Genomic DNA, 12,670 nt, shown 5'->3' on the forward strand with positions numbered 1-12,670 from the left:
GGTCGATGTCGTAGAGCCGGTGGCGGAGCACCGCCACACCGATCGCGACGGGGATCAGGGCGAAGAGGAGGAAGGAGAACTGGTCGAAGGCGGCCTGCCACGCCGGCTGTGGCTCGCCGTCGGAGAGCGTGAGGGACGAGAAGATCCCCACGAGGAACACAATCCCCACGGCGGCTGCGGCAGTCGCCAGCCATTTCAGCTGGAGTCGCTCGGTGCCACGGGAGCGCCGGAAGCGCACGACGAGTGCGACCGCCGAGCCCGCGATGCACAGCGCGAAGAGGGGGACCAGGACGTTGAACGCGGCGTCGATGACCGGCCCGAGCTGCTCGACCGCCAAAGGGTTCTCGAGCCCCTTCCCCGGCCCGACGACCAAGTCGCCAGTTGACAGGTAGAGGCAGGTCGTGAGGAGGGCGATGACGGCGCCGGCGAACCAGGCGAACGGTCGCCATCGGTGGCTCGGCAGCCGACCGTCGGGGAAGACGAGGAAGAGGAACGTCCCGGTCAGGCCGATCGCCGGGGCCCAGATGCCGTTGGAGATCAATGCCCCGACGTCCGGCGCGGGCAGAGCACCGGGGTCGATCACCAGGCCGTAGTAGGCGTAGGTGTCTCCGTAGGCGCCGATCGCCCAGACCACGCCGATCGCCGCCAGCAGCCACCCGATGACGTTCGCGGGCTGCTTGCGCAGGATCACCGTCCCGCTGAGGGGGAAGGCGATCAGCGCCAGTACGGAGACGCTGCCCTCGGCCATGGCCTCTGCTGCGGAGGGCGACGGGTCGATGAGGAAGAGCGCCGCCCGGCCGGCAAGGCCCAGGACGAAGAACCACCACGCCGCCCGGGCCAGGCGGCGCAGCTGCCGATCGGTGAGCCGGGTCATGACGCCTGCCTCGCGTTGGACAGCCAGATGGAGGCGTGGCGAGGCTGCACGGTCTCGTGGACCGCGGCCAGCAGGTCGGCGCCCACGGCGTCGACGTCGACCTCGTGCCGGAGCCGGCCGGTGAACGCGTCCAGCGTCTGGGCCGCGTCGTACCTCCTGCGGTAGAAGCGGCGGTCAACGAGTCTCTGGATCCGGCCGCGTGCCGGGCGGAAGAGCGCGGCCACGGCGAGGGTGGAGACGGCGACGGCGAGGTCGGACTCGCTGGTGAGCGGTCGCAGCACCAGTTGGAGCAGCAGCACCGACCCCAGGTAGACCACGGCAAGAGTGGCCGTCAAGGAGCCGTAGACCAGTGCCCGGTTGATGACCAGGTCGATGTCGAAGAGTCCGTGGCGCAGGATCGCCACTCCGATCGCCAGCGGCAGCAGCAGGAACGACAGGATGGACGCTTCCTGGAGGAGCCGGACGGGCAGCGGCAGGAGCCCGGGCGTTCCGCCGGTGGCGACCTCGGCCACCAGCGTCGTCAGGAGGGTCACCCCGAAGAGTGCTGCCACGACGGACCCGGCTGCGGCCAGCCACTTGATCTGCTGGCGCTGGACGCCGCTCGACCGGCGGAACCGCAGCGCGAGGGACACCGCCGCCGCCGCGATGCAGATCGGCACCAGCGGCAGGGCGACCGTGTTCAGGGCGATCACCACCGGCTCGAGCGCGCCGGCCGACAAGGGGTTCGTGATGCCGGTGACCGGCGCCTCCTCCAGGGTCCCCGGTGCCAGCATGATGGACACGGGGGTCACCACCGCGGCAAAGACGGCGAGCCACGCGACGATCCGCCACCGCGGTGACAACAGGTGACCGTCTGGGAACAGCAGGATGAGGAAGACGCCCATCGTGATGATGCCCCACGTCCAGGTCCCCTCGTTGACGGCCGCCGCGACCGTGGCTCCGGGGACCGAGCCGGGAGCGATCACCAGCCCGTAGTGGGCGTAGGTGTCCACGAGGCTCGGCAGGCTCCAGGAGAGGCCCACTGCCTGGAGCAGCCAGCCGATCCGGTTCCGCGGCTGGCGGACCAGGACGCCGAGCCCCACCAGCGGGAACACGAGGACGACAATGACGAACGCGTACTCGGCCAGAGGGCCGCCGCCGCCCCAGGACGTGGCGGCCTCGGCGTTGCCGATGGACGTCACCACGACCCCGAGCACTGCCGTCGCTGCCGTGACCCACCAGCTCGCCCACGCCAGCCGACGCAGCGTGCGGTCCGACCATCGGCTCATTGGTCCGCCTCGCGGAGCCAGACCGACACCTGGGTGGGGTGAACGGTGTCGCGCACCACGTTGCGCAGGTCGCGGCTGAGGGTCGCCAGGTCCAGCTCGTCGCGGAGGTGGGCCGCGAACGTGTCGATGGTCCGGCTGGCGTCGTACCGAGCCCGGTAGAAGCGATGGTCGACCAGCGCCTGGATCCGCCTGCGCAGTGGCCTGAAGAGCGCCGCGACGGCCAGCGTCGAAGCGGCCACCGCCAGGTCGGACCCGCTGGTCAACGGGTCCAGGGTGACTCGCAGCAGGAGCACGCACGTGAGGTACGCCGTCGCCAGCGTCACGGTGAGCAAGCCGTAGACGAGGGTGCGGTTGATGACCAGGTCGATGTCGTAGAGGCGGTAGCGCAGGATCGCCGCCCCCACCGCCAGGGGTACGACGGTGAGCGACAGGACCAGCAGCAGCTCGGCCAAGGCCCCTCCACCGCTCCCGTCGAGTACCCACCGGACCAGGCCGGTCGCGAGGTAGACCGGCAGCAGGCTGGCCGACCACATCAACCACTTGAGCTGCTGCCGCTCAACGCCCCGGGAGCTCCGCACGCGGATGACGAGGGAGCAGCATGCGAGCAACAGCGCCACCAGGCTCAGCAGGAAGCCGACGGTCACGATCGCGTCGGCCAGGGTGCGGGGCAGCAGCCCGACCGGGTTCTCCGCGTTCGGGACGGGGGAGTTGGTGAGGCCGCCCGCCGTGAGAGCGGTCGCGCCGACGACGCACGCGAGTCCGGCGGCCACCAGGCCGACCACCCATCGCCAGCGCGGGCCGAGCAGGCGTCCGTCCGGGAACAGCAGGAACAGCAGCGCCGGCACCCCGAGCAGCGGCGGCGTCCAGCTCCACGACGTCACCCACGCCGCGAGAACGCCGGTCTCGGAGCCGCGCGAGGTGACCTGGTCGAGTGCCAGGGCGGCGTACCCGAACGAGACCGTGGTCAGACCGAGGAAGAACCCGGTGGCGCAGAACAGCCAGCCGACCGGGTTGGCCGGGAGCCGCGTCGCAACCATGCCGCCGACGGCGAGATAGGCCAAGGTCATCAGCGTGAAGGCGACCCGCACCATCGGCGACTCGTCATCAGGTGCACCGCCGGCGACAGCCAGGAGCACCTCGCCGGTCACGTAGAGCCCGGCAAGGGCGATCAGCAGCGTCCAGCTCAGCCGTCTGCCGCGCGGCGTCATGTGGACATGTCCCCCTCCGCGCTCAGTATCCACCTCAGCATCGCCCGCAGCCTGGCCCTCGGGCGTCCGCGAATCGTTACGATCGCCGGCAGGACAAGCAGAGGGTCGGGGTGCCGGATGACCGTGAGCCAGCAGGTCGAGGTGCGCCTGCTCGGTCCGCCCCGGGTCGTCCGCGACGGCGACCCGGTCGGGTTCGACACGAGGAAGGCCACAGCGCTGCTGGCCCACCTGACGCTCAGCGCGCGGCCCCGGCCGCGCGACGCCCTCGCCGACCTGCTGTGGCCGCACGCCGACCTCGAGCGCTCCCGCGGTGCGCTGCGTCGCACTCTCTCGACGCTGCGGACGGGCATCGGGCCAGAACACGTCGAGGCGACCCGCGACCACGTCCGGCTGGTACGCAGTGAGCGGCTGTGGGTCGACGTCGACCGGTTCCGGGAGGCCAGGACGCACGGGGACCTCAACGCGGCCGTGTCGATGTACCGGGGTGACCTGCTCGAGGGCTTCGTCGTCCGCGACTCACCGGCGTTCGAGGACTGGCTCGCCGCGGAGGCCGACGGTCTGCGACGCGAGCTGATGGCGGCTCTGGCCGAGCTCGCGGGCCAACAGGAGGCGCGCGGGGACCTGCCGGGTGCGATCGCCTCGGTACGCCGGTGGCTGGCCGCGGACCCGCTCCACGAGCCCGCCCACCAGTCCCTGATCCGGTTGCTCGCGGCGAGCGGCGACCGGGCCGGCGCGCTGGCGCAGTACCGCGAGTGCGTGCGGACCCTCTCGCGTGAGCTGGGTGTGCCACCACTGAGCGAGACCTCACGGCTGTACGACGAGATCAACCGCGGCGACTTCGAGGTGGTCCAGCCGACGCGCGAGCCGACGCTCGAGCCGACCCAGGGATCGGCGGTGGATGGCGCGTCCGCCGTCCCGGGGATCGTCGGCCGATCGCGGGAGCTGCAGCAGCTGCGCGAGGCGTACGACGGGCTCGCGGACTCCGGCCGCGTCGCGCTGGTCGAGGGCGAGGCCGGCATCGGCAAGACCCGGCTCGTGGAGGAGCTGCTGAGCACGCTGCCGCCCGACACCCCGACGCTGGTGACGCGGGCGTACGAGGACGAGGACGGGCTGCCCTACGGCCCGGTCGTGGAGACACTTCGCACGCGGCTGCGCCGTGATGCCGACTGGGTCGCGGCGCTCGACCCGTCGACCCTGGCCGAGGTTGCCCGGCTGGTGCCGGAGCTCGGATCGGGCCGGCGCGACCTACCGGCTCCAGCGACCGGGCCTGGGGCGGAGTCGCGGTTCCTGGCCGCCGTCTGGGACGCGCTCGGCGCCGCGCTGGCCGCGCAACGGCCGGGGGTCTGGCTGGTCGACGACGTGCAATGGGCCGACGAGGCGACGCGGGGACTGCTCGCCTACGGCATCCGCCGGCTGGAGGGCCACCGGACGCTGGTGGTGCTGGTGCGTCGTACCCCGCACGAGGGCTCCGTCCTCCGGCCGATCGTGACGGCGGCCCGCGACGGGGGCGCGCTCATGCTGGCCCTGGACCGGCTCGAGGAGGCGGACGTCGCCGCGCTGGTGGAGCAGGTCCGGCCCCAGCAGACCGCCGCCGCCGACGTGCGTCGGCTCTGGGAGACCACCGAGGGCGTGCCGCTGCTGCTCGTGGAGTACCTACGCGCGGCGCCTGACGCGCAGGGCCCCGTGCCGGCCGGGGCGCGAGCGATGCTCAGCGCACGGCTTGAACCGACCAGCGAGACCGGCCGCCAGGTGCTGTCCGCGGCAGCGGTGATGGGTCGCTCGTTCGACGTCGACACCGTGCGGGAGGTCAGCGGGCGAACCGACGAGGAGACGGTCGTGGCGCTGGAGGAGCTGGTCCGGCGCGGTCTGCTCCGCGAGCGCGAGGACGACTACGACTTCGCCCACGACCTGGTGCGCGGTGTGGTGCTCGACGAGACCAGCCTGGCCCGGCGACGGCTTCTCCACGCACGGGCGGCGGCGGTGGCCGGCACGCCCCCGGCGGTGGCCGCGCGCCACCTGCAGCTGGCCGGGCAGGACCTGGCCGCGGCCCACGCCAGCCGAGCGGCGGCGGACGAGGCGGCGGCGGTGTTCGCGCACGCGGAGGCCGCTGACCACCTGCGGGCCGCGCTGGCCCTCGGGCACCCGGATCGGACGTCGGCGCTGCTGGCGCTCGCCGAGGAGCAGACCGTGCTGGGGGAGTACGCCGACGCGCTGGTCAGCCTCGAGACCGCGGCCGCCGCGTCGGACCCGTCGGACCTGGCAGAGGTCGAGCACCGGCTGGGCCGACTGCAGCACCGCCGCGGTGAGTACGCCCTGGCCCGGGCCCACCTCGAGGCCGCGCTGGCGGGGCTGCCCGACGAGCGGGTCGCGGCCCGCGCGGCGCTGACGGCCGACCTCAGCCTGACGGCGTACTCCCTCGGCGAGCTGGAGGCTGCGCAGGGGCTCGCGCTCTCGGCGCAGGGGCTGGCCGAGCAGGCGGCGGACGTCCGCTCGCAGTGCCAGGTGCAGAACCTGCTGGGCATCCTCGCCACCGCGGCGGGTGAGCCCGAGGCGGCCCTTGCACCACTGGAGCGCGGCTTGGTGCTGGCTGAGCAGGCCGACGATCCCGAGCTGCGGGTGGCGGCGCTCAACAACCTGGCGCTGGCACTGTCGGCGGCGGGCAGGCCCGACCGGGCGATCGAGCCCGCGACGGCTGCGCTCGACCTGTGCGCCGCGACCGGCGACCGGCACCGCGAGGCTGCTCTCCACAACAACCTCGCCGACCTGCTCCACGCGACCGGTCGCCACGACGAGGCGATGGAGCACCTCAAGTCGGCGGTCGAGATCTTCGCGGCCGTCGGGGCCGACAACGAGCCCCACCCGGAGATCTGGAAGCTCGTCCGCTGGTGAGGACGCCGACGCAGCCGGACCAGTGGCCCGGCTGCGCCGACTGAACGCCTCGCGTCAGAGGCTCTCGGGCACCTCCGCCGGCGCGACGGCGGGCAGCGCCTTCGCGGCCAGGCCGGCGACCACCATCATCACCGCGACGGCGACCAGCACGACCTGGAACGCCGGGCCGAACAGGTCGACCGGCAGTGCGGACTGCTGCCGCGAGACGACCTCGAAGAACAGCGTGCCGAGCAGCGCGATCCCGATCGCGTTGGCGAGCTGGCCGGTGGTGTTGAACAACCCGGACGCGGATCCCGCCTTCTCGACCGGCACCTCGGCGATCGTGAACATTCCGATCGGCGCGACGATCAGGCCGAACCCGGCGCCGGTGACGACCAGGCCGGGCACGAACACCCAGAACGTCGTATCGGCCGACGCGACGTGCACCGCCATCGCCTGCACCACGACGCCCGCAGCGAGCACGCCTGCTCCGTACTGCAGGACCTTGCGGCCGATCTTGGGCGCCAGCACCGTCACGCCGAACCCGGCGAACGCCGCGGTCGTGAAGGCGAACGGGACGCCGAGCAGCCCGGCCTTGAGCACCGACCAGCCGAGGCCGGCCTGGAAGTAGATGGTCTGCGCCAGGAAGTACGCCGCCATCGAGATGAACAGCACCATCAGGACCGTGCTGCCACCGGCGAACGCGCGGCCGCGGTACAGGCTGAGGGCGACCAGCGGCTCGCGCCCGGCCCGCTCGGCGCGGTGCTGGGTGCGGGCGAACCGAACCAGGATCGCTGCGCCCGCGACCATCAGCGCGAAGCCCCAGGCCGGCCAGCCCTGCTCGCGGCCCATCGTCAGGGGGTAGAGAACCGCCAGCAGCCCCGCGCCGAGCGTCGCCACGCCGGCCGGGTCGAGGTTGGGCCGGTTCTCCGAACGCGACTCTGGGATGAACCGCAGCGCCGCCACCAGCGCCAGCACGCCGACCGGCACGTTGATGAGGAACACCGGCCGCCACGTCGTACCCGCGATGTCTGCGTCGGTCAGGATCGCGCCGAGCACTGGGCCGAGCACGGTCGCGAGGCCGGCGAGCCCGCTGAACGCGCCCATCGCCTTCGCCCGCTCGTGCGGGGCGTACAGCACCTGGATGCTGGACATCACCTGGGGGATCATCGCGGCCGCTGCGAACCCCTGCAGCGACCGGAACGCCACCAGCCAGCTCGAGTCCGGGCTCAGGCCGCAGGCGGCCGACGTCACCGTGAAGCCGACCAGGCCGAGCACGAACAGCCGCTTCCGGCCGAACGCGTCACCGAGCCGCGAACCGGTCACCAGCGCGACCGCGAACGCGAGCGGATAGGCCGCGATCATCCACTGGAGCTGGGTCGGGGTGGCCCCCAGGTCGGACTCGATCGTGGGGAGCGCGACGTTGACGATGCTGACGTCGATCAGCTCCATGGTCGAGGCCAGCAGCAGGCTGATCAGCGCCGCCGTACGGCCCTTGTGGGCGGCCTTCTCCGCCGCTGAGGGGGACTGGATCTCTGGACTGATGGTGGTGGTTTCCATGGCTCTGACGTTACGGATCCTTCCGGTCACTTCTTGACCGGAATGTGCGAAACTCTGGGGGACATGGCGAACACGAGCTCCCGCACCCTGCGACTGTTGTCGCTCCTCCAGACCCACCGGTTCTGGCCGGGTTCCGAGCTGGCCGAGCGGCTCGAGGTCTCCGAGCGCACGCTGCGTCGCGACATCGAACGGCTGCGCGAGCTCGGCTACCCCGTGCAGTCCGCGCGAGGCGTCGAGGGCGGCTACCAGCTCGCGCAGGGCGGCTCGATGCCGCCGCTGGTGGTCGACGAGGACGAGGCGATCGCGATGGTCGTGGCCCTCGGCGGTACGGCGAGCGCGCTGTCCGGCGGGCTCGGCGAGGCGTCCCTGTCGGCGCTGTCCAAGGTGGTCCAGGTGCTCCCGAACCGGCTTCGCCGCCGGGCCGAGGCGCTCCGTTCCGCGACGGTTGACGCGCCGTTCTCGCAGGCCCCCGAGGTCGACGCGGGAGTGCTCGCCGTGGTGGCGCAGGCGATCAGGGACCGCGAGCGACTCCGGTACGAGTACACCGCGCGCGGTGGTCGCTCACCCGGTGAGCAGGTGCGGCGCCATGTCGAGCCGCACCAGCTAGTCACGGTCGGCCGCCGGTGGTACCTGCTCGGCTACGACCTCGACCGGCAGGACTGGCGGTCCTTCCGCCTGGACCGGCTGCGCGACCCGGCGGGCACCCGCGCCGCGTTCCGGCCGCGCGACATCCCCGGCGGCGACGCGGCCGAGTACGTCCGCCGCGGCTTGGGCGGCAGCGAGCAGGCGCTCAGCCTCACGGCCCTGGTCGAGGCGTCGAGGCGGCACGTCGAGCGCCGGATCGGGCCGTGGGCGCGGGTCGTGGAGGCCGGCGAGACCGACGGCAGCCCGTGGGTCCGGCTCGCGATCGAGGCGAACGACGCCCAGTGGGCGGCCTTCGGCCTCGCCCACCTCGACGCCCCCGTCACCCTCGAGTCCGCGCCCCAGGCCGTCGTCGACACCCTCCACGAGTGGTCGGCCCGACTGGCTGCGACCGCCGAGTCGGCTGTCGCCTCAGAGGGGTAGTCCCCGACGTTGTGGTCGCGAATCGCCGAGATCACGACCACAGCGTCGGGGACTACCGCACCTCCCGGGGTGGCGTCAGCTGGCCTTCTTCTTCGCGGCCTTCTTGGTGGTCTTCTTCTTGGCGGGCTTCTTCTCGGACTTCTCGGACTCGTCCGACTCGCCACGAGCGGTCTTGGCGGCCTCGACCGACTTCTGCAGCGCGGCGAGCAGGTCGACGACCTCGCCGGAGGACTTGGTCGAGGTCGGGGTCCGCTTGATCTCGCCGCCCTCGATCTTGGCCTTCACCAGCGCCTGCACGGCCTCGGCGTAGTCGTCCTCGAACTCCGAGGGATCGAAGTCGCCGGCCAGCGTCTCCACCAGCATGTGGGCCATCTTGACCTCGGCGTCCTTGACCTCGCCGGTCTCCACGGAGAAGTCCGGCTGCCGGATCTCGTCGGGCCACATCATGGTCTGCAGGACGATCACGTCGTCCTTCACCCGGAGCACCGCGATCGTCGTCCGCTGCCGCAGCGCAACGGTCACGACGGCCATCCGGTCCGCGTCGATCAGCGCCTGTCGCAGCAGTGCGTACGGCTTGGCGCCGCTCTTCTCGGGCTCGAGGTAGTACGACTTCTCCAGCAACATCGGGTCGATCTGCTCACGCGGCACGAACTTCTCCACCGCGATCTCGCGGGACGACGTGACCGGCAGGTCGGCCATGTCGTCGTCGGTGAGGATGACCATCTCGCCGTCCTCGGTCTCGTACCCCTTGGCGATGTCCGCGTAGGCGACCTCCTCGCCGTCGATGGAGCACACCCGTTGGTACTTCACGCGACCACCGTCCTTGGCGTGCACCTGCCGGAACGAGACATCGTGGGACTCGGTGGCGGAGTACAGCTTCACGGGCACGTTGACGAGCCCGAACGACACCGAGCCCTTCCAGATCGCACGCATGCGACGAGGGTAGCGTCCTGGCCTGGGGGAACGCTGGCCTCAGAGCTCGCCGCGGGATCTCCTACGCTGGCGGCATGTACCTGGAGAACCTGGTCTTCGACGCCGTCGACCCCACCCGGCTGGGCCGGTTCTGGGAGGCCGCGGTCGGCGGCGAACGCCTCACCGATCAGCCCGACCTCTTCGAGACGAGGCTCACCGTCGAGGGCGGGCCTGCGCTCGACCTCTGCTTCCAGCAGGTGCCCGAGCGGCCGTCGGAGCCGCAGCGCTTCCACCTCGATCTCCATGGTGGGGTCCGTCAGGCCGAGGTCGTGCGCCGGCTGCGCGCGCTGGGGGCCGAACCCGCCGACATCGGCCAGGGCGACGTGCCATGGGTGGTGCTCGGCGACGTGGAGGGCAACCCTTTCTGCGTGATGGAGGAGCGAGCGGCGTACGACGGCAGCAGCCCGATCGCGGCGCTCCCGCTCGACTCGGCCGACCCGGAGCGGGACGCCGCGTTCTGGAGCTGGCTGACCGGCTGGGTCCGCGTCGAGGGGGCCGGGCACGTCTCGCTGCGGCACCCCGGCCTGACCGGTCCGCTGCTGGAGCTGTGCCCCGAGATGTCCCCCAAGGGCGACGCCAAGAACCGCCTCCACCACGACGTCCGGTTGGAGGCCGGCGACGACGCCGACGCGGTGGCCGAGGGGATCGCGGAGCGCGGAGGGCGTGAGGTCTTCCACCCCGAGTGGGGCGACCTGCCGTGGCGGTTCTACCTCGACCCGTCTGGCAACGAGCTCTGCGTCCTGCCCGCCCGCGGCTGACGGTGGACGGGGAGCGTCAGTAGCGCTCGACCAGGTGCTCCCGGCCCGGCGGCGGGTCGTACGGCTCGGGCCAGAAGTCGTCGACCCGTGTGATCAGCCCGGCGTCGTCGAAGGTGAAGAAGTGGATGGCGTTCACGTGCTCGTCGCCGACCCGGACGTCGGTCCACGCCACGCCGCCTGCGTCGTCGGTCACGACCCGGCGGATGGCGACGTGCCAGTCGCCGGGGTACTCCCGGTTGAACGTGAGGTACCGATCGCGCCCGATCACGCGCTCGCGGGTCTGCGGCAGGTCGTAGACGACATCGGGCGAGAGCGTCGCGGCGAAGCCGTCCCAGTCACGCCTCTCGGCGGTGTCCCAGTAGTCGCGGATCGCCTGCACGTGGTCAGCCATGACCGCAGTCAAGCAGCGCGCGCTGACAGGCTGAGAGACTGCCCCGGTGACCGTGCTGCGCCCCATGCTCGCCACCAAGGGTGACCACGTCCCGACAGGGCCGGAGTGGGTGCACGAGGTGAAGTGGGACGGCGTGAGGATCCTGCTCGACGTGCAGGACGGCGTCGCCCGCGCCCACAGCCGCAACGGCAACGTGGTCACACCGGCCTGGCCGGAGCTCACGCAGCTGCCGGACGGTTCGGGCGACCTGCTCCTCGACGGCGAGATGATCGCCCTCAACGACCGGGGCACCCCCGACTTCCGTGTGCTGCAGCACCGGATGCACGTCCGCAACCAGGCCGAGGTCGCGAAGCTGGTGGGCCGGATCCCGGCGACGTACATGGTGTTCGACCTGCTGCGACTCGACGGCCGCGACACCACCGGACTGCCGCTCACCGAGCGCCGCGAGCTCCTGGAGTCGCTCGACCTGAGCGGCTCGCCCTGGCAGGTCCCGGCGTCGTACGACGACGGGCTGATGCTGTTCCAGGCCACGCTCGACCAGGGGCTGGAGGGCATCGTCAGCAAGCGCCGCACGTCGCGGTACGTCATGGACCGCCGCACCAAGGACTGGCTGAAGTTCCCGCACCGGCACCGCGGCTCGTTCGTGGTCGGCGGCTGGCGCCCGCAGGTCGGCACCACCGGCCGGCTGGCGGCGCTGCTGGTCGGCCAGCCGACCGCGGACGGGCTGATGTACCGCGGTCGGGTGGGCAGCGGGATCGCCGCCGCCACCTCGCTGATGCTGCACGACCTGCTCGAGCCGCTCCGGACCGATTCCAGCCCGTTCGCCGACGAGGTGCCCCGGGTCGACGCACTGGGCACCACGTGGGTCGAGCCGGTCCTCGTCGTGGACATCGACACCCACGGGCTGGGGTACCAGCGGCTGCGACAGCCGTCGTACCGCGGCATCCGCAACGACCTGACACCGGAGGACCTGTGACCACGACCCTGCTGAGGACCCTCACCGCCCTGACGATCGGCCTGGCGCTGGCCGGCCCCGCCGCAGCGGCCGAAACCACGACCGCCGCTGCGACCGCCGCTGCGCCCGCCGAGGTGACTCTCGACGGCGTCACCGTCAAGCTGCGCGAGGGCACCAGGCTGGTCGTGACCGTCAACCGCACCCAGGGCCACCACGCCCGGGTCACGCTGTGGCGGCTGAAGGACGGCAGGTGGGAGAAGCGGTTGCGCGCTCACGACGGCCGGATCGGCTACAACGGCCTGGTCCGACCCCGCAAGCGGGTGCAGGGCTCGGGCACGACGCCGCTGGGCACGTTCCGGCTGCCGTGGGCGTTCGGGATGCACCGCCAGCAGGCGGGGTGGGACCCGAGCTATCGCAAGGTCCGCAGGGGCGACTACTGGGTGCTCGACAACCAGTCCGACCACTACAACCGCTACCGCAACAAGAAGCAGGGCGGCTTCCGGTGGTGGCTCGACCCGTCCGCCCCCAACGCGTCGGAACGGCTGAAGGACTACCCGAAGCAGTACGAGTGGGCGGTGGTGACCAGCTTCAACAACCGGCAGGTGAAGCACCGGGGTGGGGCGATCTTCCTGCACGTCAACGGCAGCGGCGCGACCGCCGGGTGCGTGAGCGCGCCGCGCTGGTGGATCAAGAAGCTGATGTACCGGCTCGACCAGAGGCGCAAGCCGCTGATCGCGATCGGACGCTGACC

10 protein-coding genes and 1 pseudogene are annotated in these 12,670 nt (G+C 72.0%); 5 read left to right on the forward strand and 6 right to left on the reverse strand.

What is annotated here, in order from left to right; genetic code table 11:
• The 3 genes and pseudogenes from VFZ39_RS16285 to VFZ39_RS16295 form a co-directional block, all read right to left on the reverse strand.
• Window positions 1–874, reverse strand: a pseudogene (locus VFZ39_RS16285) (hypothetical protein); the annotation flags it as partial.
• On the reverse strand, window positions 871–2,142 hold the full coding sequence (locus tag VFZ39_RS16290) for a hypothetical protein (protein WP_330866840.1): 1,272 nt from the start codon (window positions 2,140–2,142) through the stop codon (window positions 871–873). The pseudogene VFZ39_RS16285 and the gene VFZ39_RS16290, both read right to left, overlap by 4 nt.
• Window positions 2,139–3,350 carry a hypothetical protein gene (locus tag VFZ39_RS16295; protein ID WP_330866841.1) on the reverse strand — a complete coding sequence of 404 codons (1,212 nt, stop codon included), beginning with the start codon at window positions 3,348–3,350 and terminating at the stop codon, window positions 2,139–2,141. The genes VFZ39_RS16290 and VFZ39_RS16295 overlap by 4 nt, the downstream gene beginning before the upstream one ends.
• 117 nt (window positions 3,351–3,467) lie before the next feature.
• Between VFZ39_RS16295 and VFZ39_RS16300 the strand changes: the two genes are divergently transcribed.
• Entirely contained in the window at window positions 3,468–6,239 is a 2,772-nt protein-coding gene (locus VFZ39_RS16300; RefSeq protein ID WP_330866842.1) for an AAA family ATPase, read from the forward strand.
• A gap of 54 nt (window positions 6,240–6,293) precedes the next feature.
• On the opposite strand, the gene VFZ39_RS16305 is transcribed toward VFZ39_RS16300, so the two are convergent.
• Window positions 6,294–7,778, reverse strand: coding sequence for an MFS transporter (locus VFZ39_RS16305; RefSeq protein ID WP_330866843.1), 1,485 nt, complete (start codon window positions 7,776–7,778; stop codon window positions 6,294–6,296).
• 63 nt (window positions 7,779–7,841) lie between these two features.
• Here VFZ39_RS16305 and VFZ39_RS16310 point away from each other — a divergent pair, with 63 nt between their 5' ends.
• Complete coding sequence (locus tag VFZ39_RS16310; protein WP_330866844.1) at window positions 7,842–8,843, forward strand: YafY family protein; 1,002 nt, start codon at window positions 7,842–7,844, stop codon at window positions 8,841–8,843.
• A gap of 75 nt (window positions 8,844–8,918) precedes the next feature.
• On the opposite strand, the gene VFZ39_RS16315 is transcribed toward VFZ39_RS16310, so the two are convergent.
• On the reverse strand, window positions 8,919–9,776 hold the full coding sequence (locus tag VFZ39_RS16315) for a Ku protein (RefSeq protein WP_330866845.1): 858 nt from the start codon (window positions 9,774–9,776) through the stop codon (window positions 8,919–8,921).
• A 74-nt stretch (window positions 9,777–9,850) separates the two neighbouring features.
• On the opposite strand from VFZ39_RS16315, the gene VFZ39_RS16320 reads away from it, so the two are divergent.
• Window positions 9,851–10,573, forward strand: coding sequence for a VOC family protein (locus VFZ39_RS16320; RefSeq protein WP_330866846.1), 723 nt, complete (start codon window positions 9,851–9,853; stop codon window positions 10,571–10,573).
• A 16-nt stretch (window positions 10,574–10,589) separates the two neighbouring features.
• Here the strand turns inward: VFZ39_RS16320 and VFZ39_RS16325 are convergent, their stop codons facing one another.
• The gene (locus tag VFZ39_RS16325) at window positions 10,590–10,964 is read right to left on the reverse strand and encodes a nuclear transport factor 2 family protein (RefSeq protein WP_330866847.1); all 375 of its coding nucleotides are present in this window, start codon (window positions 10,962–10,964) and stop codon (window positions 10,590–10,592) included.
• Between the two features lie 46 nt (window positions 10,965–11,010).
• On the opposite strand from VFZ39_RS16325, the gene ligD reads away from it, so the two are divergent.
• Window positions 11,011–11,940 carry a non-homologous end-joining DNA ligase gene (ligD, locus tag VFZ39_RS16330; RefSeq protein ID WP_330866848.1) on the forward strand — a complete coding sequence of 310 codons (930 nt, stop codon included), beginning with the start codon at window positions 11,011–11,013 and terminating at the stop codon, window positions 11,938–11,940.
• Entirely contained in the window at window positions 11,937–12,668 is a 732-nt protein-coding gene (locus VFZ39_RS16335) for a L,D-transpeptidase family protein (protein WP_330866849.1), read from the forward strand. The genes ligD and VFZ39_RS16335 overlap by 4 nt, the downstream gene beginning before the upstream one ends.
• Window positions 12,669–12,670 lie beyond the last annotated feature (2 nt).

Source organism: Nocardioides sp., from assembly GCF_036374615.1.
In the GTDB taxonomy this organism is placed as follows: domain Bacteria; phylum Actinomycetota; class Actinomycetes; order Propionibacteriales; family Nocardioidaceae; genus Nocardioides.